Source organism: Terrabacter sp. NPDC080008 (assembly GCF_040702505.1).
Lineage (GTDB): Bacteria > Actinomycetota > Actinomycetes > Actinomycetales > Dermatophilaceae > Terrabacter.
In genome coordinates, this window is record NZ_JBFBLC010000001.1 from 211,082 (window position 1) to 232,949 (window position 21,868).

Genomic DNA, 21,868 nt, shown 5'->3' on the forward strand with positions numbered 1-21,868 from the left:
GGTGAGACCATCCCTCACGTGCACTTCAGCGAGTACGACACACGGCTGGCGGCGTATGCAGCCATCGTCGATGAGGAGCAGCGTCTGCTGTTGACGTGGTGGAACGGTGAGGGGCGTGAAACGCCCTGTTGGACCCTGCCGGGCGGCAGGGTCGAGTACGAGGAGTCGCTCGTCGAGGCTGTGGAGCGCGAGGTACTCGAAGAGACCGGCTACGTGGTGCGGGTGGGTCGTCCTCTCGCAGCCCACTCCTTCACGGCCCCCGCCGCAGGACGTGACGGGCGGCCGTACAAGTCCGTTCGCATCCTCTTCTCGGCGAGCATCGTCGGCGGGAGCCTCGGCACGACCGAAGTGGGCGGGTCGACCGACTTCGCGCAGTGGATGCCACTGAACCGGATCAAGGCGCTGGACACCAAGGCCGAGATCGTCGACGTCGCCTACGACGCGATAGTCACTGACAGCCCGACGGTGCGGCCCGGGAGTACCTTGGCGCCATGAGCGACACGCCGGGGTGGGCAAGCGCACAGGGGACCGACGAGCAGTTCACCGTGCCGGTGCCGCAGCCGGCGCATGCCGCCGCAGCGACGGCTCCCGCGCCCGCCAACCCGTATGCCGGTCAGCCCGTCTGGCCTGCCCCCGCCCCGTCGCAGGTCGGCGGGCGCGCAGCCCAGGCGGCCGACGACCCGCTCATCGCCCAGGTCGGGATCGCGCTCTTCTGGATCGCCGTGGGCTGGTGGGCCTTCGTCGTCATCCGGCTGCTCGGCTACCTCAGCCGGTTCGGGGTCACCGACACCATGCTCATCCGCACGGTCGACCGCGGCGCGGAGGAGACCATCGTCGCCGCCGTGGTCGCCGTGTTTGCAGCCGTGCTGCTGGTCACCACCGACCGCACCCGCCGGGCACCCCTCACCATCGCCTCCCTCGTCGTGGCCGTCGCCACCGTCGGCATCGCCGTCTGGCGCGTGCTGCCGTGAGACGACTCTCCTGAGCGCCGGTCGGTCCCGGTGCTCACCCCCTCGACGGCACAGGCGGTCGCGGACGCCTACGGGCTCCGCGGTCCGGCCCGCCTGACCGGACCGGTCGCGCGGGGACAGCTCGGGCAGGTGTGGCGGCTCGACACGGCCGAGGGCAGCCACGCCGTCAAGGAGTGGTTCGCCACCCCCGACCTCACCGAGGTCGCCGAGGACGTCGCGCTGGTCGACGCGGCGAGGGCCACGGGCGTGCTGACGCCGGCCGTGCGGCATGCGCCCTCGGGTGAGGTGGCCACGCTCGTGGAGGGCACGGCCGTGCGCCTCTTCGAGTGGTTCGACCTGCGCCGGCCCTCCCGCCGGCTCGACCCGGTGGCGGTCGGGCGCGCGGTCGCGGGCCTGCACCGTGCCGGCGCCCCCACCGAGGCGCCGGTCGAGAACTGGTTCGCCACCGGGCTCGGCGAGCGGCAGTGGCGCGAGGTGCACGAGCGCGTCGTCGCGGCCGGCGCCCCCTTCGCCGGGCAGCTGGGCGCCCTGGTCGACGACCTCGTCGCCGTCGAGTCGGTGCTCGAGCCGCACGAGTCGCCGATCGTCTGCCACCGCGACCTGTGGGCGGACAACGTGCGCGCGACCGCCGACGCACGCGTGTGCGTCCTCGACTTCGAGAACCTCGGACCCGCCGACCCCAGCCAGGAGCTGGCGATGGTGCTCTTCGAGTTCGGCGACGACGACCCGTCGCGGGCGCGGCTCCTGCACACGGCATACCGCGAGGCCGGCGGCCCGGGACGCGTGACCCGGCGCGGGCACTTCACTATGCTCGTGGCCGAACAGGCGCACATCGCCCAGCTCGCGTGCTCGCGGTGGGTGGGCGCGAGCAGCGAGGCGCACCGCGAGCGGCTGGCCACGTGGTTCCTCGAGGTGCCGGACGACCCGGTCACGCTGCCGCGTATTGACCGGATCCTCGCCGCGGTGAGCTGAACCCGCCCCCTCAGCCCGGCGCCGCCCTATCGTGACGGCGTGGTGAGTCTCGGGCGCCTGATGCTGGCGCGACTGCAGTCGATCGGGTCCCGCAACGTCTGCCTGCCGGCGGGCCAGGTGCCGGGCGGCCCGTGGACGGCCCGCGGTGCGTGGACGTATCGCACCGGCGCGGGCGGCAGCACGAGCGGGGCCACCACACGGGCCCGCGAGATGCGCTCGGTGACGAGTGCGCGCGCCTACCAGGAGGTGGGGCGCGCCGACCTGTTCGTGCAGGTCATCCCGTTCGCGTCGCCGGAGGACGCGCAGGAGGCGGTGGCGGAGCTGCGGGCGCTGCCGCGGACGATGCGTGAGACCAAGAGCATCACGGACGTCGGGGAGGCGAGGGACGTGGCGCCACCGGAGATCACCGGGGCGACGCGCGTCGAGGCCGCCGAACAGCCGTTCGTCCTCGACGGCCAGCACGCCCGCTCGCTGAACCTGTGGTGCGTGGCGGGCAGCCACGTGGTCGTGGCCGGTCTCGGCGGCCGGGCCGAGGCGGTGCGCTGGCCCGACCTCGCCGCCATCGTCGAGGCGCAGCTGGACGCGCTCGGCTGAAGGGGCTGGGAATCTTCCCGGGACTGGGCTCGTTGCATACCCCGAGGGGTATAGCATCGATACCGAGAAGGAGCACCCATGACCACTCGTAACCTGACCGCCGCCGACTTCCAGGCGACCATCGCCGACAACGACATCGTGCTCGTCGACTTCTGGGCGTCGTGGTGCGGGCCGTGCCGCATGTTCACACCTGTCTACGAGACCGCGTCGCAGCAGCACCCGGACATCGTCTTCGGCAAGGTGGACACCGAGGCCGAGCAGCAGCTCGCGACGGCTGCGCGGATCACCTCGATCCCGACCCTGATGGCCTTCCGCGGCGGCATCCTCGTCTTCAGCCAGCCGGGCGCCCTGCCGGCGGCCGCGCTGGAGCAGGTCATCACCGCCGTGCGCGAGCTCGACATGGACGACGTGCGCCGCAAGGTTGCGGCCTCGCAGGCCGACGACGTCACCGCCTGAGCCCGAGGAGCGCCCGATGAGCCACACGCTGAGCACCACCGTCGACCGGGGCTTCGCCGAGACTCTCGAGGCCACGCGGGCCCGGCTGGTCGACGCCGGCTTCGGCGTCCTGACCGAGATCGACCTGGCTGCGACGCTCAAGGCCAAGATCGGCGCCGAGATCGCCCCGCAGGTGATCCTCGGGGCCTGCCGGCCGCCGCTGGCCCTCGCCGCCCTCGAAGCCGAGCCGACGATCGGGGTCTTCCTGCCCTGCAACGTCGTGGTCCGCGCCGTCGACGAGCAGCACACGCTCGTCGAGGCGATGGACCCCGACGCCATGGTCGGCCTCACCGGGAACGAGGCCCTGGCGGACGTCGCTGCTGACGCCCGCCAGCGGCTATCGGCCGCGCTCGAGGCACTCGCCTCCGAGCACGCGAACCCCTAGGCCGGGTGCGCGGCGCGCCAGTCGGGGCCGAGTCGGACCACGTCACCGACGACGACGACCGCCGGCGACTCCACCGCGCGCGCCACCGCGAGGTCGGCGATGGTCTCGAGCGTGCCGACCGTGACGCGCTGGTCGGGCGCGAAGCCGCGCTCGACGATCGCCACAGGGCAGTCGGCATCGCGTCCGTGCTCTCGCAGCAGGGTCGTCGTCCAGCGCAGGCCGCCAACGGCCATGAGCAGCACGAGCGTGTGGTCTCCACCCGTAGGCAGGACCGGGATCTCCTCGTGGCCCGTCACGACGGTGAAGCCTCGTGCGACCCCGCGGTGCGTCACGGGTATGCCGGCCGCCGCGGGCACGCTCACCGCGCTCGTCACGCCGGGCACCGCCTCGACGGGTATGCCGTGTGCCTGGCACGCGTCGCGCTCCTCGCCTCCGCGACCGAGCACGTAGGGGTCACCGCCCTTGAGGCGCACGACGCCGAGTCCACGCTGCGCGTGCTCGACGAGCAGCTCGTTGATCCGCCACTGGGGCACCGGGTGGTTGCCCGGGGTCTTGCCCACGTCGATCACCTGCACCGAGGCCGGCAGCCGGTCGACGACCGCCCGCGGTGCCAGCCGGTCGAGCACGACGACGTCGGCGGAGGCCAGGAGCTCGCGCCCCCGGGTCGTCAGGAGGCCGTCGCTGCCCGGGCCGCCGCCGACGAGGGCCACCCACCCGGGCCCACCCGCCGAGCGAGCGCTCCGCAGGTCGAGGGCGCCGGAGGCGACGGCCCGCTGCACCCCGTCGCGGACCGTCTCGGACGCAGCCGGATCGCCGGCGGCATACGCGGCGATGGTGACCCGGCCGCCGGGGGTCGTGACGTCGACGCGGGCGGCGACGTCTGCCGACGCAGCGCCTGGGTCGGTGGCGTCGACGCACCAGACGCGCCTGGCCTCGGCGTCGGCGGCGACCTCGCGGTCGATGGACGGCTCGCCGGCGGCCGTGTGCACGAGCCAGGCGCCGTCGAGGTCGGCGGGACCGGCGTAGTCGCGCTCGACCCAGTCGATGCGGCCCGCCCGTGCCAGGTCGCGCAGGTCCTCGCAGAGCCACGGTGCGACGACGCGCACGACGGCGCCGTCCTCGAGCAAGTCACGGACCTGGCGGGCCGAAACAGGGCCACCGCCGACGGCGACGACGAGCCGGCCAGTCAGGTCCAGCGCGAGCGGGAAGGCCGGTCCCGGGCTCAGATGTCCCATGCCTCGTCGCCTTCCGGCTCGGTGGGGGCCGGCGCGGCGCTGGGCAGCGTGGCGCCGACCATCCCCGCTGCGACGGTGCGCCCGTCGTGGGCGTCGATGAGCAGGAACGAGCCGCCGCGACGTGAGACGGAGTAGTTCTCGACGGGGACGGGCGAGGCGAGACGCAGCGTGACGAGCCCGATGTCGTTGAGCGACAGGGCTTCTGCCGGCACGGCGTGCAGGTCGTCGAGGTCGAGCGCCCCGTCGAGCGAGCGGACCGCGGTCTGCACGGTGCGCGACCCGTGCTTGAGCAGCAGCCGCTGGCCCGGGCGCAGCGGCGCGTCGCCGAGCCAGCACACGACCGCCGTGATGGCCTGCGTCAGCTCGGGGGCATCGGCCGCGGCGGCGATGACGTCTCCGCGCGAGATGTCGATCTCGTCGGCGAGGCGCAGCGTGACGGACTGCGGCGCGAAGGCCTCGTCGAGCTCGCGGTCGCCCAGGTCGATGCCCGTGACGGTCGTGCGGCGACCCGAGGGCAACGCCACCACCTCGTCGCCGACGCGGACGACGCCCGAGGCGACCTGGCCGGCATACCCGCGGTAGTCGCGGTGCACCTCGTCCCGGGCGGCGCCCTGTGGGCGGATGACAAGTTGCACCGGGAGCCGGAACGACTCGTGGACGGGGTCGTCGGACGGGGGCAGGGACTCGAGGAGCTCGAGCAGGCTCGGGCCGGCATACCAAGGCGTGCGCGTCGAGCGCTCGGCCACGTTGTCGCCGTCGAGCGCGCTGACCGGGATGGTGGTGGCGTCGACGACGCCGAGCTCGCGGGCGACCGCCTGCACCTCGGCCTCGACGCGCTCGTAGACCTCCTGCGAGAAGTCGACGAGGTCGATCTTGTTGACGGCGACGACGACGTGCGGCACCCGGAGCAGCGCGGTCACGGCGAGGTGCCGCCGGGTCTGCTCGAGCACGCCCTTGCGGGCGTCGACGAGAAGCACGACGACGTCGGCGGTCGAGCTGCCGGTCACGGTGTTGCGGGTGTACTGCACGTGTCCGGGGCAGTCGGCGAGGACGAACGACCGTGTGGCCGTGGCGAAGTAGCGGTAGGCGACGTCGATCGTGATGCCCTGCTCGCGCTCGGCGCGCAGGCCGTCGGTGAGCAGCGCGAGGTCGGCGGCGGTCAGGCCGCGGTCGCGGCTGACCCGCTCGACGGCGGCGAGCTGGTCGGAGAGGACGGACTTCGTGTCGTGTAGCAGCCGGCCGACGAGCGTCGACTTGCCGTCGTCGACGGAGCCGGCGGTCGCGAGGCGCAGCAGCGTGCCCGTGGCGGATGCAGCGGCGTGTGCGGTGGCGCTGACCATCAGAAGTAGCCCTCCTTCTTGCGGTCCTCCATGGCGGCCTCGGAGATCCGGTCGTCGGCGCGCGTGGCACCGCGCTCGGTCAGGGTCGAGGCGGCCACCTCGACGACGATCTCGGCGTTCGTGCGGGCCGGTGACTCGACGGCCCCGGTGCACGACATGTCGCCGACGGTCCGGTAGCGGACCAGGCGCGTCTCGACGGTCTCGCCCTCGCGCGGCTCGCTGTACGGCCCGACCGCGAGCCACATCCCGTCGCGGCGGAACACCTCGCGCTCGTGGGCGTAGTAGAGCGGCGCCAGCGGGATGTCCTCGCGCTCGATGTAGCGCCAGATGTCGACCTCGGTCCAGTTGCTGATCGGGAAGATCCGCACGTGCTCGCCCGGACGGTGCCTGGGGTTGAAGAGGTTCCACAGCTCAGGGCGCTGGTTCTTCGGGTCCCACTGGCCGAACTCGTCACGGAGGGAGACGATCCGCTCCTTGGCGCGGGCCTTCTCCTCGTCGCGCCGCCCGCCGCCGAAGACGCCGTCGAAGCGGTTGTCGTTGATCGCGTCGAGCAGCGGCAGCGTCTGCAGCGGGTTGCGGGTGCCGTCGGCCCGCTCGCGCAGCCGGCCGTCGTCGAGGTAGTCCTGCACGCTCGCGACGACGAGCCGCAGGCCGAGGCGCTCGACGGTCTCGTCGCGGTAGGCGAGGACCTCGGGGAAGTTGTGGCCGGTGTCGACGTGCAGCACCGGGAACGGGATCGGCGCCGGCCAGAAGGCCTTGGAGGCCAGGTGCAGCATGACGACGGAGTCCTTGCCGCCGCTGAAGAGGAGCGCCGGGCGCTCGAGCTCGCCGGCCATCTCGCGGATGACGAGGATCGCCTCCGCCTCGAGCGCGTCGAGCTGGCTCAGCCGCCGGTCGGCGGAGCCGGTTGCGAATGCCGTGTGCTGCGTGTCGCGCTCGGGCGCACTCTCCGGGATGGCCTGCGTGGCAGTCGTCTTCACGGTCGTCGTCATGTGTGGAGTCCGCACTCGGTCTTGGCGAAGCCGGCCCAACGGCCGGCGCGGGGGTCCTCGCCGGGCTCGACCCGGCGGGTGCACGGCTCGCAGCCGATGGACGGGTAGCCGTCGGAGAGGAGGGAGTTGACCTCGACACGGTGCTCGGCGGCATACGCAAGGAGCTCGTCGAAGGTCCACGCGGCCAACGGGTTGATCTTCACGAGGCCGTTCTTCTCGTCCCACGTCACGAGGGGCGTGTCGGTGCGCGTCGGCGACTCCTCGCGGCGCACGCCGGTCACCCAGGCCTCGTAGAGCGGGAGGGTTCGCGCGAGGGGCTCCACCTTGCGCATCTGGCAGCACAGGGCCGGGTCGCGCTCGTAGAGGCGGGGGCCGTACTGCTCGTCCTGCTCGGCGACCGTCAGCTCGGGCCGGACGTCGACGACCGTGATCGGCAGGTCCTCGGCGACGATGTCGCGCGTCACGAGGGTGTCGGAGAAGTGGTAGCCGGTGTCGAGGAAGAGCACGTCGACGCCCGGCGCGTAGCGGGAGACGACATGCGGGAGGACGGCATCCGCCATCGAGCAGGCGACGGCCAGCGAGCCCTCGAAGTGGAACGCCGCCCAGGCGGACACCTCGTCGGCGGTCGCCTCGCTCTCCGGGTCGCCGGCGAGCGTCGCGTTGAAGTCGTCGACGAGAGCCTTGAGCTCGGCGTCACTGCGCCGCTTGCGCGGAACAGTGGGGGTGGCGAGCGGGACGCTGGTCACTGGAGGGCTCCTTCCTCGGCGCGGTGGCTCCACTCGGCGAAGGTCTCGCCGTCGTGGCGCTCGGCGACGTAGGTGCGCACGACGCGCTCGACGTATTCGGGAAGCTGGCTGGCCGGGACCTTGAGGCCACGGACCGTGCGCCCGAGGCCGGCCTCGTCGCGCTCGTCGGAGGCGAGGCCGCCGCCGAGGTGCACCTGGAAACCGGCCTGCTGCACGCCGTCGACGGTGATGATCTGGCCCTTGAGGCCGATGTCGGCCGTCTGGATGCGGGCGCAGGAGTTGGGGCAGCCGTTGACGTTGAGCAGGATCGGCCGGTCGAGCGAGCCGTCCTCGACGAGGTCGGCGAGGCGCGTCTCGAGCTGGGTGATGGCTGCCGCCGCCGTGTCCTTGGTGTCGACGATGGCCAGCTTGCAGAACTCGATGCCGGTGCAGGCCATCGTGGTGCGGCGGAACGGGCTCGGCTTGGCGGTGAGGCCCAGCGCCGGGAGCCCGGCGACGAGGGCGTCGACGCCGCCCTCCGGCACGTCGAGGATGACGAGCTTCTGGTGTGCAGTGAGCCGGACCCGCCCGGCGCCGACGGACTCCATGAGGTCGGCCAAACCGGTGAGGGTGTTGCCGCCGACGCGCCCGACGACGGGAGCGGCGCCGACGTAGAAGCGACCGTCCTTCTGGGCGTGGACGCCGACGTGGTCACCGGGGGCGGTGGCGGGGGCCGGGGCGGGGCCGTCGGGGAGCGGGTGGCCGAGGTACTCCGTCTCGAGGACCTCGCGGAACTTGGCCGGTCCCCACTCGGCGAGCAGGAACTTCAGGCGCGCCTTGTTGCGCAGCCGGCGGTAGCCGTAGTCGCGGAAGATCTGGATGACGGCGTGCCACACGTCGGCCGCCTCGTCCTCGCTGACGAAGACGCCGAGCCGCTCGGCCAGGCGCGGGGTGGTCGAGAGCGCGCCGCCGACCCACAGGTCGTAGCCGGGGCCGAGCTCGGGGTGCACGACGCCGACGAGCGACACGTCGTTGATCTCGTGCACGACGTCGAGGCTCGGGTGGCCGGTGATGGCCGTCTTGAACTTGCGCGGCAGGTTCGCCAGCTCGGGGTCGCCGAGATAGCGGCGCTTGATCTCGAGGATGACCGGCGTCGGGTCGATGATCTCGTCGGCGGCGATGCCCGCGACCGGGCTGCCGAGGAAGCCACGCGGGGTGTCACCGCAGGCGGTCGTCGTCTCGAGCCCGACCGTGTCGAGGCGACGCCAGATCTCCGGCATGCTCTCGATGTCGATCCAGTGGTACTGCAGGTTCTGCCGGTCGGTGATGTCGGCGGTGCCGCGAGCGAAGTCCCGCGAGATGCCGCCTAGGACCCGCAGCGCCTCGGGGCTCAGGGCCTGGCCGTCGGTGCGGACGCGGAGCATGAAGTAGCGGTCGCTCAGCTCGTCGTCGCTCAGCTGGGCGGTGCGGCCACCGTCGATGCCTGGCTTGCGCTGGGTGTAGAGGCCCCACCAGCGGAAGCGGCCGGTGAGGTCCTGGGCCGGGATCGAGTCGAAACCGCCCTTGGCGTAGACGGACTCGATGCGCTCGCGCACGGCGAGGCCGCCCTCCTCCTGCTTCCACGTCTCGTTGGCGTTGAGCGGGGTGGTGCCGTCGACCTTCCACTGGCCGTTCGAGCGGTCACCACGGGGCGGGCGGGCGGCGGGCCGCACGGCCTGGCCGGAGGTCTCGGTGACGGTCATGTAATCGAATGTATAACCGCGACTTATTCGTGGCTCGCTGGGGTCCACACTCCGGGCGTTCCCCACCAGACGGGTGGGAGTTCGAGCCGGGACCGATGACCCACCTTCGCTGGTGGTGCCGCCTCACCCACGCACGAGCGACCCGGCCGGCGTCCGGAAGGTGGGTCATCCGTCCCGCCGTAGGCCGTATGCCGTGTGCCGTGCCGCGCGGTCAGGGCCCGGCGAGCTGGCCGGAGTTGACGGCCTGGACGATGCCGAGCACGGTGGAGAGGTACTGCGTCGAGTGGTTGTAGGAGAGCACCGCCGCCTGCAGGTCCGCCGGCCTCGACAGGTCACGGCCCCCGGAGCACAGGTAGTCGGCCGCCGCGAGCGACGCGTCCTCGATGTTCTCCGGGTCCTTGACGCCGTCGCCGTTGCCGTCGGCGCCCCACAGCCGCCAGGTCGCGGGGATGAACTGCATCGGCCCGACCGCGTGGTCCCAGACCGGGTCGCCGTCCCAGACACCGTGGTCGGTGTCGGGGATCGCGGCGAAGGATCCACCCGACAGCGCGGGCCCGATGACCGGTGGCACCGCGTCGTGCGCCGCGTTCAGTGTGCGCCCGCGCAGCGACGATGACTCGACCTCGCCGATCGCGGCGAGCAGCATCACCGGCAGGTGGCAGCTGCCCTGCTTGGCCGCCGCGGAGGTGTAGGCGGCCCAGATGATCTGGTCCTTCGACAGCACCGAGCCGGAGCGGACGCCACCCGACGGCGCGGGGGCGGCCGTGGGCACCCGGATGTCGGCCCGCCGCTTCCACGGCGTCGGGTTGCTGCTCGACCCGCCGCCGGGCTCGAGCGCCGTGACGGGCACCGGACCAGTCCCCTCGACGCTGAGCGCCGCCGCGACGCGGATCTCATCGAACACGGGCCCCACCGCATCTCCGGCGACCGCGCCGAAGCCCGGGTCGGGCGGGGCTGGCGCCGCAGTGCCGCCGTCGGCCACCGCGGAGGCGGCACTCGCGAGGACACACGTCATCGCCGCGGCTGCGGCCGCGGCGATGACGCGTTGTCTCCGGCTCACCATCCCCACACTCTCTCCGCACTCGCCCCCCGGCAAGTCGAGCCCCCCGGCCCTGCCTCCAGTGAAGCGCGGAAGCCTCCGGAGCGGGCGCAAACCGAGGAGATGCCGGACATCACCGCCGGTCTCGCGCCCACCGCAATCGGACGCGATCGCCGGGACGCAGCTGCGCCGCCCGCGCGAGTGACGACGCCGTCAGCACCGCGACGACCGGGTATCCGCCGGTGACCGGGTGGTCGGCGAGGAAGAGGACCGGCTCGCCGCCGGGTGGCACCTGCACCGCCCCGGGGACGAGCCCTTCGCTCGGGAGCTCGCTGTCCGCATACGGCAGAGACCGGCGAACTCGCTTGCCCTGCAGGCGGATCCCGACGCGGTTGCTACGTTCCGTCACGGTGCGTATGCCGTCCGTCAGGTCCGCGAGGTCGCACCAGTCCGTGCGTGGTCCGGGTGTCATGGTGAGCACGGCGTCCTCGCCCTCGGAGCCGTGCGGGGCCAGCTCGACCGAGGGGAACCCCTCCGGGGCGGGGCCGACCGGCAGCACGTCCCCGGCCTGCAGCGGCGGCGGGCCGACGCCGGAGAGCAGGTCGGTCGAGCGGGAACCGAGTACGGGCTCGACGTCGATGCCGCCGCGCACCGCGAGGTAGGTGCGCAGGCCGGCTGGCGGCACCCCCAGCGCCAGGGTGCGGCCGTCGGCGAGCCGGAACGGCGCGGCGTGGGCGACGGGGACCCCGTCGACCGTGGCGGGGCAGCGCGCGCCGGTGAGCGCGACGAGCAGGTCGCCCCGGGCGCGGACGACGAGTCCGCCGAGCGTGGCCTCCACGGAGGCGGGCGCGCTCCGCCGCTCGTCCACGGCGTGGCCGACCAGCCGGAGCCCGAGGACGTATGCCGCCCGGTCGGCCGCGCCCGAACGCCCCACTCCCACGTCGGCGAGGCCACCGCGACCGAGGTCCTCGACGAGCGCGAGCGGGCCGGGCTCGACGACGAGCAGCCCGCGTCGGCGAGCGCGTGTCGTCGACGGGCGCCGCTGTGCCGCAAGGGACTTGGACTCGACAGGTGCGGCTGCCGGTGCCTGCCAGTCGACCCGCTCGGCGTCGACGAACCGCACCGTCGTGCCGGGCGCGAGCAGCGCGGGCGGGTCGCGGTCGACGTCCCAGAGCACGACCTCCGTCGTGCCGAGCAGCTGCCAGCCACCGGGCGACTCCTGCGGGTAGACGCCGCTGAACTCGCCGGCCAGGCCGACGGCACCGGTGGGCACCCGGGGACGCGGCTCGGGCCGGCGCGGGACGTGCAGACGGCGGTCGCCGCCCACGAGGTAGGCGAAGCCCGGCGCGAACCCGCCGAAGCCGACCCGCCACGGCGTCGACGTGTGGGCGCGGATCACAGCCGCCGGCGTGAGGCCGGTGTGACGGGCGACGTCGTCGAGGTCGGGCCCGTCGTAGCGCACCGGCAGCTCGACGGTGCGGTCGCTGCCGGCGTCCTCAAGTGCCTCGGGGTCGAGCATCCGCGCGAGCTCGGCCGCGGCCTCGCCGACGACGTCGCGGTGCTCGGGTGCGGCGACCCGGAGCAGCACGGTCCGGGCGGCGGCCACCACCTCGGTCACCGCCGTCCACGGCTCCCGCCCGGTGGTCACCCGGCCGCCCACGGCCAGCCGCAACGCCACTGCATGAGCCGTGCCTACGACCTCCACGAGCACGGCCGTGCGCCCCATCGGGAGCAGTCGGGCGTCCATGGTGTCCAGCTCTCGTCGGTCCAGGTTGTCGGTGGCTCAGCGGGTGAAGGGGCGGATCGTGACGCCGGCCGCCTCGAGGGCGGAGCGCACTTCGCGCGCCAGCACCTGGGCGCCGGGGGTGTCGCCGTGGATGCAGACCGAGGCCGCGGCGACCTCGACATCGGTCCCGTCGACCGAGGTGACCTTGCCCTCCTGGACGATGCGCACCACCCGAGCGGCCACGGCCTCCGCGTCGTGGATGACAGCCCCTGGCTCAGTCCTCGGCACGAGCCGGCCCTCGCTCGTGTAGGCCCGGTCCGCGAACGCCTCTGTCACGACGGGCAGTCCGGCCGCCTCCGCCGCCTCGAGCAGGATGCTGCCGGGCAAGCCCAGGACCGCGAGCTCGTCGTCGTAGGCGAGCACGGCCTCGACGACGGCGAGCGCCTGGGCCTCGTGGTGGACGACCGCGTTGTAGAGCGCGCCGTGCGGCTTGACGTAGGCGACGTGCGTCCCGGCCGCCCGCGCGACGCCGGCGAGCGCGCCGAGCTGGTAGACGACCTCGGCGGCGAGCACGTCGGTGGGCACGTCGATGAACCGGCGACCGAAGCCGGCGAGGTCGTTGTAGCTGACCTGCGCGCCGACCGACACACCGCGGCTCGCGGCATACCGGCACGTCGTCAGGAGCGTGAGCGGGTCGCCGGCGTGGAAGCCGCACGCCACGTTGGCGCTGGTGACGACGTCGAGGATCGCCTCGTCGTCACCGAGCGTCCACTGCCCGAAGGACTCGCCGACGTCCGCGTTGAGGTCGATCTCCACGGCTCGATCCTCCCTCGCCGAGGCGTCCCACGTAAACGCGACATGGGACACCGCGAGTCCACAAGCGCGGCGTCGCCCCTGTCCAGCGCCCGTGTCCGCATCAGACAGGTCATCGGCGACTCGTTGACACCCATGCGGACGCAACCGAAGGATCACGCCCATGACAATGGCCGTCACATCCCGTCGCCGCTTCCTCGGACTCCTCGGAGCGGGAGGTGTTGCCGCCTGCCTGCCGTTCACTCAAGCATCTCCGGCGTCCGCGCTGGGCGTGGGCTCGCCACTCGCGGCTCCCACCGACTGGCTCGACTCGGACGAGGTCGCGCAGACCTACCACCGCGCGCTGCTGCGCCACACCCGATGGTCCGAGACCCAGTGGGACGCGGCGGCCGGTCACTACCGCACCACGGACTTCGGTTTCGCCGTGGTGCTGGGGCACGCCGTCCTGCTCACCCGGGGCGGCTTCGACGCCGACGAGGCCGGCATCGACGAGGCCACTCTCCGAGAGCGGACTCTCGCCAGTCTGAAGTACTTCGCCGGGGCCAACCGCAACGTGGGCGGCACGGTCTGGGGCAAGAAGCTCTTCTTCGACACGACGTTCCAGCTCTACGTCCAGCTCGCTGCACGCCTGCTCTGGGACGAGCTCGACGCGCAGACCCGGGACCTCTACCAGGCCATCGCCGTCGAGCAGGCCGCGTACACGACCTCACTCGGAACCGCCGACGACCCCGCGTCTGGATCGTGGACGCCGAACGGGCTCAAGGGCGGCTGGGTCGGCGACACCAAGCTCGAGGAGATGGGCGTCTACGCCCAGTCGATCGCGCCCGGACTCGCCTGGGCGTCCGACGACGCGCGCTGGAAGGACTGGTTCGCGGCATACGGCCGCTGGAGCCGCAACGAGGGCAGCCTGCCGCAGGCCGACGCCGCCAATCCGGCGATCGTCGACGGCGTCCCGGTCCTGACCAACACGGCGCACAACGTCTACGACACCTTCGTCGTCGAGAACCACGGGTCCTTCGGCCCGCACTACCAGTCGGAGATGTGGCGCACGTCGGGCCGCAACGCCGTGCACTTCGTCGTCGCCGGCCGGCCGCTGCCCGAGGTGCTCACCGCCCAACCGAACGGCGACGTCCTCTGGAATAGGCTCGTCGGCTTCATGAGCGACTCCGGCGAGCCGCTCATGCCCCTCGTCGACGACCGCGAGCACCTCTATGGTCGCGACGTCATCCCGCTCGCCTTCCTGGCCCAGGTCCTCGGTGACCGCGCGGCCGCCCGCTCCGAGGCCGACCTCGCCGAGCGCCTGCTGCCCTACCTCGACTACGCGCCGCAGTACCGGCTCACGAAGTTCTCCGGCGAGCCGAAGTACGAGCCGGAGGCCCGCGCCGAGGTCGCGATCAGCTTCCTCCTGCACGAGTGGCGGGCCGCCCGCGGCGGGTCCCCCGAGCCACTCACCGCCGCCGAGCTGTATGCCGCCGGCGCCGGGGCCGTCGACCTCGGCGAGGGCCCGGGGATCGTCTCCCACCAGACGGCCCGCGCGTGGGCCGGTGCCGTGAGCAAGCCGGGCTACGTCAAGCTCGCGTGGCAGCCGGACCACGACGACTGGTTCTTCAACCTCGGCGGCTCGTCCCCCATGTACCTGCCTCGGACCAGCGTGGCCGTGTCGTCGCGCGCCGTCCGCACCTACACCGCGGCCCGGGACGGCTATGACGCTTCGGTCACCGTGCTCACGCTCGGCAGCCTGGGGCGCGTGGCACTGGCCACCCTGCCGGGCGGCGAGGTGGTGATGACGAGCTCCGGCGTGCTCGACCGGGAGGGCACGTTCGGCCTGCACAACCTGACCATGCCCGGCGTGCGTGGCCTCGACGGCAACCGGACGTTCGTGACGGCCGACGGCGTCGTGGACGCCACGGCCGGCGACGCCCAGGGAGACCTGCCCAAGGGGGTCGCGCGCCGCGACGTCCTCGACCTGCCGTCGCGGGTCACGGCCCGCCACGTCCGGATGCTCGGGGTCACTCCCGACCCGAGCTACGGGTACTCGGTCTTCTCGTTCGAGGTGCGTGCCGGGTCGGGCGGAGCCGACCTGGCCGCGCACCGCCCCACGACCGCGTCGTCGAGCGACACCGGCAAGGGAGCCTCCCTCGCCACGGACGCCGACGCGGCGACCCGGTGGGCCGTGTCACGCGCGGACCGGTCCCGTGCGGACAGCTGGCTCGCGGTCGACCTCGGGACACCGACGACCATCGGCGAGGTGACCATCGACTGGGAGGCCGCAGCCGGACGCGCCTACGTGGTGCAGACCTCCGACGACGGGGCCACCTGGACCACGCGGGTGGCCTACCCGCAGGTCCTGCGCACCTCCGGCTGGGTGGGCATCGACGACCGGGTCGGATTCCTCGTCCGCGGCTCGGCCAACCCCATCGAGGTGAGCGACAGCCTGCTCACCCTGTCCGCCGGACCCGCCTCGGGCAGCGCGGGCATGGTCGTCGAGGGGCTTCCGGACGTCCGGTCGGCCGACCTCGCGGGCCTGGCGAAGGCCGCCGAAGCTGCGGCGCCCCGGCCGGTGGCGGACGGCGTGACCGCCTCCCTCGCCGGCGGCCTGCTCAGCGTCGTCAACCTCACCGCAGATGCGGTCGAGACCGATGTCGCGATGGCAGGAACCGGCGCCGTGTCGTGCTTCGACGGGATGCAGAAGGTGACGGCGGACGGCACCACGCTGAGGGTCGCGCTCGCGGGCTCCTCGGGCATCGTGCTGTCCCCGCGCGCCACGATCTCGGCCGTCGGTGGTGGCCGCCCACCTGCCGGACTGGTCGTCACCGTCGAGAACGCCGCGACGCTGCGCCTCGAGGGCATCGACGGCCAGGTCGAGGTGGTCTTCGCCGACGGCGAGCGTCGTCGCGCCACCGTGGGCAGCGGCCGCACGACGACGATCCGAGGCAAGGGCAAGGCCTATCCGATCGACGACCTCGCCCTGGCCCGTCAGACCTTCCCCACCTCCCCACTGCCGCCGACGATGACCTCACCCGCGGCGGCGGTCGACGGCGACGACGCCACGGCCTGGGAAGTCACCGGATCCGGCCGAATGGTCGTCGATCTCGGGGAGGTCCGTGACCTCGGCACCGCTGTCGTGGAGTGGGGCTCGGCGCCGGGCTTCGGCGCGGTCGAGGTCTCGGACGACGGCCTGGACTTCCGCCGCGTCGGGGGTGTCGGTCCGGGTGCCCGGCAGGGCTCGCTGCGGCTCGGCACATCGGCGCGCTACGTGGCCCTGTCGGTCAACGCCCCCGGGAACTCCGGCCGACGGGTCAGCGTGGTCTCCCTCGGGGTCACGGCGGGGTGAGCCTCGCGCCCTACCTGAGCAAGCCGTAGTAGGCCGGAAGAGCTCTCTCGTAGCCTTCGAGGAGCTGTCGGGCGACGGTGACGGAGTCGACGAGGGGGTGCAGGGCGAAGGCCTCGACGGCGAGCCGCCGCGACTGCTCGGTGGCGGCCCGGATGACGAGCTCGTCGACGGCCTTGACCTGCTGCGCCAGGCCGAGCGAGTGCCCAGCCAGTGGGCTGACCGGCAGCGGCAACGGGCCCGCGGCGTCGACCCGGCAGGGGACCTCCACGACCGCGTCGGGCGGCAGCCCCGGGATCGCCGTGCCGTTGCGGACGTTGAGGATCAGCCGAGCCGGCTCGTCGCGGGCGATCGCGGCCATGAGCGCGAGCGCCACGCCCTCGTAGCCGCCGCCCTCGACGTCGGCCTCGGACCGCTCGTGCGACTCCCCGTCGTCGGCCTCGCGGGTCTCCTGCATGTACGTCGCGTTGCGCTCGCGCCGCACCGCGTCCCACCGCCGCCAGGCGTCGTCGTGCGAGCCGGCCACGGCCGCATAGAAGTCGGCCTGCTGGGCCACGAGGTACTCGCCGCGGGTCTGCGGGGCGCTCGTGATCTGCGCGATCGCGTCCCGCGTGAAGTAGTAGTAGTAGAGGTACTCGTTGGGGAGCGCCCCGAGCGTCTGCAGCCACTCGGTGCCGAAGAGGTGCCCCTCCTCGATGCCGCCGAGGGCGACGGTGTCGGCGAGCAGCTCGGGGAGCAGGTCGCGACCGTCGAGTCGCAGGCCGCTGAGCCAGCCGAGGTGGTTGAGTCCGGCGTAGTCGATCTTGAGGTCGTCGAGGTTGTGCCCGAGCGCCCCGGCCGCGCGCTTCGCGAGCCCGAGCGGCGAGTCACAGATGCCGACGACCCGCTCACCGAGCACGGTCTGCATCGCCTGGGTGACCATGCCGGCCGGGTTGGTGAAGTTGATGACCCACGCGTCGGGCGCCAGCTGCCGTATGCGTCGAGCGACGTCGAGCGCGACCGGCACGGTGCGCAGGCCGTAGCCGACACCACCGGGTCCCGTCGTCTCCTGCCCGAGGAGGCCGAGGTCGAGGGCGATCCGCTCGTCGGCGGTGCGCCCCTCGAGCCCGCCGACCCGCATGGCCGAGAAGACGAAGTCGGCTCCGGCGAGCGCGGCGTCGAGGTCGGTCGTCGCAGTGACCGTGGGCGGGGCTGCTGCGGCCCCGGCGTGGGACTGCGCCTGGGAGGCGAGGACCCGCTCCATCACCTCGAGCCGGTTGCGGTCGGTGTCGTGCAGGACGACCTCGGTGACGCGGCGAGCGCCCGTGTCGCGCAGCAGTGCCCCGTGGACGAGGGGCACGCGGAAACCGCCGCCGCCGAGGATCACCAGCTTCATCGCGCCACCACCCTCGGACCGTACCAAGGTGTCGCGAATGCCCACTCGACTGGGACGGGGCGCGCTCTCGACTGGGACGGGGCGCGCTCTCGAGTGGGACGGGGCGCGCTCTCGAGTGGGACGGGGGAACTCGGCGAGTCGTCGGCGGGGATGCGAGATCATGGGAGCGTGCCTCTGAACCAGTCCTTCGACCCGCTCGCCGCGCGGCGGGCCGCCGACGAGCCGTCGCTCGACGTGTTCGTCTGGGGCACGGTCTTCCTCGACATGATCTTCGCCGGGCTGCCGAGCGCCCCGAAGCCGGGCACCGAGGTCTGGGCCGACGGGCTCGCGTCGTGCCCCGGGGGCATCGCGAACCTCGCCGTGGCCACCCGACGGCTCGGCCTGCGTACGGGGCTTGCGGCGGCGTTCAGCGACGACGACTACGGCGACTTCTGCTGGCGCACGCTCGAGGAGCAGGAGGGGATCGACCTCGGCTCGAGCCGCCGCTTCGCCGACTGGCACAGCCCGGTCACCGTCTCGATGTCGGTCGACCGCGATCGCAGCATGGTCTCGCACGGACACCCGTCGCCGGTGCCGGCCAGCGAGCTGATCGGCACGCCACCGCGTTCGCGCGCCGTCATGGTCGACCTCGGCGAGGACGAGGTGTTCGGTGCGAGCGGCGAGACCTGGGTCGACGTCGCCCGCACCAACGGGGCGCTGGTGTTCGCCGATGTCGGCTGGGACCCGGAGGAGCGGTGGTCGCCGCACGTGCTCGACCGGCTCGACCGCTGTGACGTCTTCATGCCGAACGCGGTCGAGGCGATGGCCTACACCGGGACCGCGTCACCGGCCGAGGCCGTCTACGCCCTGGCCGACCGGGTGCCGGTCGCCATCGTCACGAACGGCTCCGAGGGCGCGCTGGGGATCGACGGACGCACCGGCGAGGAGGCGAGCGTCCCGTCGCTGTGCGTCAAGGCGGTCGACCCGACCGGCGCCGGCGACGTGTTCGGTGCTGCCCTGCTCGTCGGCACGCTCGCCGAGTGGCCGCTGCAGCAGCGGATGGCGTTCGCGAGTCTCTGTGCGGGCCTGTCGATCCAGCAGTACGGCGGATCGCTGGCGGCCCCGGGCTGGGGTGACCTCGCCGACTGGTGGAACGGCCTGGTCGCCGAGACGAGCGCCGACGCCTACCACCGGTCGCTGCGACGGCGCTTCGCCTTCCTCGACGACATCGTGCCGCGCGTGCCGGTCATGGCCGCCAGGCGCGCCACGGCGACGATCGCCCGTCGCGCCGACGTCCACGACCTCGACTGAGGCCTGGCCTGTCAGCCGTCGCCGGCTGCGTCATTGCTGCGTGGCGTGCAGCAGTGACGTAGCGCGTGACGGGACATCGGTCGCAACCGTGAGTGCCTGAGCTCTGCGTCAGTGCTGCACGGGGCGCAGCAGTGTCACGGCCCGCGCCGGATAGCGCTGGCCGACAGCGATCAGTCGAGGCAGAACTCGTTGCCCTCGACGTCCTGCATGACGAGGCACGACTCGTTGAAGTCATCGGCCGTCAGGAGGCGTACGCGGGTGGCGCCGAGCGCCTCGAGGCGCGCACCCTCGGCCTCGAGCACATCGAGCCGCTCCTGGCCCACGAGACCGGTGCCGACCCGCACGTCGAGGTGGACGCGGTTCTTCACGACCTTGCCCTCGGGGACGCGCTGGAAGAACAGCCGCGGACCGGCCCCCGTGGGGTCGACGCACGCGAACGCGGAACCCTGCCGCTCGGGCGGCAGAGACCGGTCGAAGTCGCCCCACGAGTCGAAGCCGGGCGGGGGCGGCGGCACCTCGTAGCCGGGCACCTCGCACCAGAAGCGCGCCACGCGTTCCGGGTTCGCGCAGTCGAACGTCACCTGCACCGTGCGGACCTGCCTGCCGTGATCCGCCTGCCTGACCTGCCCCGTTGCCGTCATGGCGCCCACCCTAGGCAACATCGGACGACGGGTGCCATCGTGAATTCATGGAGAAGTCGTCGCTGACCGCCCTCGCCCGCGAGCTGCTCGAGCACGCCACCCACGCCTCGAACGGACGGGCGGCCGACACCGTCTACGGCGGTCACGAGCACGTGCTGCGCCAGACGGTCGTCGCGCTCGCCGCCGGGCAGTCGCTGACCGAGCACGAGAACACCGGTGAGGCCACGGTCCACGTCCTGCGCGGACGCGTGCGGCTCAGGGCCGGCGACGTCTCGTGGGACGGCGCGCCCGGCGACCTGCTCATCGTTCCCCAGGCGCGCCACTCGCTCGAGGCGCTCGAGGACTCGGCGGTGCTGCTCACGGTCGCCAAGAGCGACTGAGCCGTCCGCGCGGACGCAGCACACGGCATACGCCCTCGGTGGGTCAGTCGCCGGCGATGCCCGTGCGCTCGACGCCCTCGACGATCCAGCGCTGGAGGAAGAGGAACATCAGCAGCAGCGGCAGGATCGCCACGAGCGCGGCCATGAACAGCTGGCTGACCTGCACCGACTGGGCCGTGAGGAAGGTCGAGAGCGTGATCTGCACCGTCCACGCGTCTTGGTCGCGGCCGATGACGAGCGGCCAGAGGAAGGCGTTCCACGAGCCGATGAAGGTGATGGTGCCGATGGCCGCGACGAAGCCCATCGAGTTCGGCACGACGATCTTCCAGAAGGTGCCCCAGTAGCCGAGGCCGTCGATGAAGGCCGCCTCCTCGATCTCCTTCGGGAAGCCGAGGAAGAACTGCCGGAAGAGAAACGTCGCGAGCGCCTGGAACAGGCCCGGGATGATGAGGCCGCGCAGGGTCGAGATCCAGCCGAGCGTCGAGACGAGCACGAAGCTCGGCACGAACGTCACCGCCGCCGGGATGAGCAGGGTCGCGGTGATGAGGTAGAAGACGACGTTGGACCAGCGGTAGGGGATGCGCGCGAGGCCGTAGCCGGCGAGGCCCGAGACGACGAGCACGCCGATCGTCTGCGTCACCGCGATGGCGCCCGAGTTGAGCAGGCTGCGCGCCATCGGGATCGCCGGGTTGTCGAAGAGGCCGGTGAGGTTCGAGGTGTCCCACTGCGGCGGAAGCCAGTGGAAGTCGGGCGAGCCGAGGTCCTGCTCGCGCATGAAGGCACTGCGCAGCAACAGGTAGAAGGGGATGAGGAAGAGCACGGCCCCGACCACGAGGGCGCTGTAGCGCGCCCACCCGACGACGCGGGACTGGCGCTTGCTGCGGACGATGGCCATCAGTCGCCCCTGTCGCCGAGCCGGAGGACGCGACCCTGCACCACCGCGATGATCGCGATGATGAGGGTCAGGATGACGGCGCCGGCCGAGCCGTGGCCGAAGTCCTGACCCGAGCCGAGCGCCGTGTAGTAGAGGTAGACGAGCGGCGGGCGCGCGTAGGGTGGGTAGGTGCCGAAGCTCGCGAGGATGTTGTAGAACTCGTCGAACGCCTGGAACGCATTGATGAGCAGGAGCAGCAGCACCGCCGTCGACGTGGCGCGCAGCTGCGGCAGGGTGATGTGGCGGAAGACCTTCCAGCCCTCGGCGCCGTCGATCGCGGCCGCCTCGTAGAGCGTCGGGCTGATCCGCTGGATGCCGGCGAGGAACAGGATCATGTAGAAGCCGACCTGCAGCCACAGGCGGGCGGTGACGATGACGAGCCAGTACCACGGCGGGTCGGCGAGGCTCAGCCACGGGATCGAGTCGACGCCGAACCAGCCGAGCACCGCGTTGGCCAGGCCGGAGCGGATGCCGCTGAAGATCGACATCTTCCAGATCAGCGCCGCCACGACGTAGGAGCAGGCCGTCGGCAGGAAGAAGACCGACCGGAAGAAGGCCTGCATGACCCGCGTGCGCGCGACGAGCAGCGCCGCGGCCAGCGACAGCACGAACGTCGTCGGCACGATGAACACGGCGAAGGCGAGGAACGTCAGCAGGCTGCTGCGGAACGCGGGGTCGCCCAGCATGTCGAGGTAGTTGCCGACCCCGACGAACTTCGTGGGCGTGACCGTGTTGTACGACTCGAAGAACGACAGGTAGATCGACCAGGCGATCGGGATGTAGACGAAGACGACCAGCCCGATGACGAACGGCCCGACGAACACCCAGAACCACAGGTTGCGGTCCTGCCGGCCGCGCAGGCGGCGACCGAGCGACGGCCTCGACACC

21 protein-coding genes are annotated in these 21,868 nt (G+C 72.6%); 9 read left to right on the forward strand and 12 right to left on the reverse strand.

Translation table 11 applies throughout. The annotated features are described in order from the left end of the window. Nucleotides 1-18: 18 nt before the first annotated feature. The 6 genes from AB0316_RS01020 (at nucleotide 19) to AB0316_RS01045 (ending at nucleotide 3,417) form a co-directional block, all read left to right on the forward strand. The gene (locus AB0316_RS01020) at nucleotides 19-495 is read left to right on the forward strand and encodes an NUDIX domain-containing protein (RefSeq protein WP_366269683.1); all 477 of its coding nucleotides are present in this window, start codon (nucleotides 19-21) and stop codon (nucleotides 493-495) included. Beyond that, the gene (locus tag AB0316_RS01025) at nucleotides 492-971 is read left to right on the forward strand and encodes a hypothetical protein (protein ID WP_366269686.1); all 480 of its coding nucleotides are present in this window, start codon (nucleotides 492-494) and stop codon (nucleotides 969-971) included. Before AB0316_RS01020 ends, AB0316_RS01025 begins: the two co-directional genes overlap by 4 nt. A gap of 30 nt (nucleotides 972-1,001) precedes the next feature. Continuing rightward, nucleotides 1,002-1,943: a phosphotransferase gene (locus tag AB0316_RS01030; RefSeq protein ID WP_366269687.1), complete on the forward strand. Its 942-nt coding sequence runs from the start codon at nucleotides 1,002-1,004 to the stop codon at nucleotides 1,941-1,943. Nucleotides 1,944-1,982: 39 nt separating this feature from the next. After that, the gene (locus AB0316_RS01035) at nucleotides 1,983-2,537 is read left to right on the forward strand and encodes a hypothetical protein (protein WP_366269689.1); all 555 of its coding nucleotides are present in this window, start codon (nucleotides 1,983-1,985) and stop codon (nucleotides 2,535-2,537) included. Nucleotides 2,538-2,615: 78 nt separating this feature from the next. Beyond that, the gene (gene trxA, locus AB0316_RS01040) at nucleotides 2,616-2,993 is read left to right on the forward strand and encodes a thioredoxin (protein WP_366269691.1); all 378 of its coding nucleotides are present in this window, start codon (nucleotides 2,616-2,618) and stop codon (nucleotides 2,991-2,993) included. 16 nt (nucleotides 2,994-3,009) lie between these two features. Further along, nucleotides 3,010-3,417, forward strand: coding sequence for a DUF302 domain-containing protein (locus tag AB0316_RS01045; protein WP_366269693.1), 408 nt, complete (start codon nucleotides 3,010-3,012; stop codon nucleotides 3,415-3,417). On the opposite strand, the gene cobA is transcribed toward AB0316_RS01045, so the two are convergent. The 8 genes from cobA to AB0316_RS01085 form a co-directional block, all read right to left on the reverse strand. After that, nucleotides 3,414-4,652 (reverse strand): uroporphyrinogen-III C-methyltransferase, encoded by a 1,239-nt coding sequence (gene cobA / locus AB0316_RS01050; RefSeq protein ID WP_366269695.1) that lies wholly within the window; start codon nucleotides 4,650-4,652, stop codon nucleotides 3,414-3,416. The two genes, AB0316_RS01045 and cobA, sit on opposite strands and share 4 nt — an antisense overlap. Next, nucleotides 4,640-5,992 carry a GTP-binding protein gene (locus tag AB0316_RS01055; protein WP_366269697.1) on the reverse strand — a complete coding sequence of 451 codons (1,353 nt, stop codon included), beginning with the start codon at nucleotides 5,990-5,992 and terminating at the stop codon, nucleotides 4,640-4,642. Before AB0316_RS01055 ends, cobA begins: the two co-directional genes overlap by 13 nt. Continuing rightward, on the reverse strand, nucleotides 5,992-6,984 hold the full coding sequence (gene cysD / locus AB0316_RS01060) for a sulfate adenylyltransferase subunit CysD (protein ID WP_366269699.1): 993 nt from the start codon (nucleotides 6,982-6,984) through the stop codon (nucleotides 5,992-5,994). The genes AB0316_RS01055 and cysD overlap by 1 nt, the downstream gene beginning before the upstream one ends. Then, on the reverse strand, nucleotides 6,981-7,730 hold the full coding sequence (locus AB0316_RS01065; RefSeq protein ID WP_366269700.1) for a phosphoadenylyl-sulfate reductase: 750 nt from the start codon (nucleotides 7,728-7,730) through the stop codon (nucleotides 6,981-6,983). The genes cysD and AB0316_RS01065 overlap by 4 nt, the downstream gene beginning before the upstream one ends. Continuing rightward, nucleotides 7,727-9,451 (reverse strand): nitrite/sulfite reductase, encoded by a 1,725-nt coding sequence (locus AB0316_RS01070; RefSeq protein ID WP_366269702.1) that lies wholly within the window; start codon nucleotides 9,449-9,451, stop codon nucleotides 7,727-7,729. Before AB0316_RS01070 ends, AB0316_RS01065 begins: the two co-directional genes overlap by 4 nt. Before the next feature lie 211 nt (nucleotides 9,452-9,662). Beyond that, the gene (locus tag AB0316_RS01075; protein WP_366269704.1) at nucleotides 9,663-10,514 is read right to left on the reverse strand and encodes a lytic transglycosylase domain-containing protein; all 852 of its coding nucleotides are present in this window, start codon (nucleotides 10,512-10,514) and stop codon (nucleotides 9,663-9,665) included. Between the two features lie 109 nt (nucleotides 10,515-10,623). Beyond that, on the reverse strand, nucleotides 10,624-12,237 hold the full coding sequence (locus tag AB0316_RS01080) for an urea amidolyase family protein (protein ID WP_366269706.1): 1,614 nt from the start codon (nucleotides 12,235-12,237) through the stop codon (nucleotides 10,624-10,626). A gap of 36 nt (nucleotides 12,238-12,273) precedes the next feature. After that, nucleotides 12,274-13,032: a 5-oxoprolinase subunit PxpA gene (locus AB0316_RS01085; protein WP_366269707.1), complete on the reverse strand. Its 759-nt coding sequence runs from the start codon at nucleotides 13,030-13,032 to the stop codon at nucleotides 12,274-12,276. Between the two features lie 160 nt (nucleotides 13,033-13,192). Between AB0316_RS01085 and AB0316_RS01090 the strand changes: the two genes are divergently transcribed. Continuing rightward, the gene (locus tag AB0316_RS01090) at nucleotides 13,193-16,363 is read left to right on the forward strand and encodes a discoidin domain-containing protein (protein WP_366269709.1); all 3,171 of its coding nucleotides are present in this window, start codon (nucleotides 13,193-13,195) and stop codon (nucleotides 16,361-16,363) included. A 10-nt stretch (nucleotides 16,364-16,373) separates the two neighbouring features. Here the strand turns inward: AB0316_RS01090 and AB0316_RS01095 are convergent, their stop codons facing one another. Beyond that, nucleotides 16,374-17,735: a 6-phospho-beta-glucosidase gene (locus AB0316_RS01095; protein ID WP_366269710.1), complete on the reverse strand. Its 1,362-nt coding sequence runs from the start codon at nucleotides 17,733-17,735 to the stop codon at nucleotides 16,374-16,376. Nucleotides 17,736-17,903: 168 nt separating this feature from the next. Here AB0316_RS01095 and AB0316_RS01100 point away from each other — a divergent pair, with 168 nt between their 5' ends. Further along, on the forward strand, nucleotides 17,904-19,025 hold the full coding sequence (locus AB0316_RS01100) for a PfkB family carbohydrate kinase (RefSeq protein WP_366269712.1): 1,122 nt from the start codon (nucleotides 17,904-17,906) through the stop codon (nucleotides 19,023-19,025). 170 nt (nucleotides 19,026-19,195) lie between these two features. On the opposite strand, the gene AB0316_RS01105 is transcribed toward AB0316_RS01100, so the two are convergent. After that, nucleotides 19,196-19,666, reverse strand: coding sequence for a VOC family protein (locus AB0316_RS01105; protein ID WP_366269714.1), 471 nt, complete (start codon nucleotides 19,664-19,666; stop codon nucleotides 19,196-19,198). A 47-nt stretch (nucleotides 19,667-19,713) separates the two neighbouring features. Here AB0316_RS01105 and AB0316_RS01110 point away from each other — a divergent pair, with 47 nt between their 5' ends. Then, complete coding sequence (locus tag AB0316_RS01110; RefSeq protein ID WP_366269716.1) at nucleotides 19,714-20,046, forward strand: cupin domain-containing protein; 333 nt, start codon at nucleotides 19,714-19,716, stop codon at nucleotides 20,044-20,046. 43 nt (nucleotides 20,047-20,089) lie between these two features. Here AB0316_RS01110 and AB0316_RS01115 read toward each other — a convergent pair whose 3' ends face one another. Together AB0316_RS01115 and AB0316_RS01120 are read right to left on the reverse strand one after the other, a co-directional pair. Continuing rightward, the gene (locus AB0316_RS01115) at nucleotides 20,090-20,941 is read right to left on the reverse strand and encodes a carbohydrate ABC transporter permease (protein WP_366269718.1); all 852 of its coding nucleotides are present in this window, start codon (nucleotides 20,939-20,941) and stop codon (nucleotides 20,090-20,092) included. After that, nucleotides 20,941-21,867, reverse strand: a complete 927-nt coding sequence (locus AB0316_RS01120; RefSeq protein WP_366269720.1) for a sugar ABC transporter permease — start codon at nucleotides 21,865-21,867, stop codon at nucleotides 20,941-20,943. The genes AB0316_RS01115 and AB0316_RS01120 overlap by 1 nt, the downstream gene beginning before the upstream one ends. Nucleotide 21,868 lies beyond the last annotated feature (1 nt).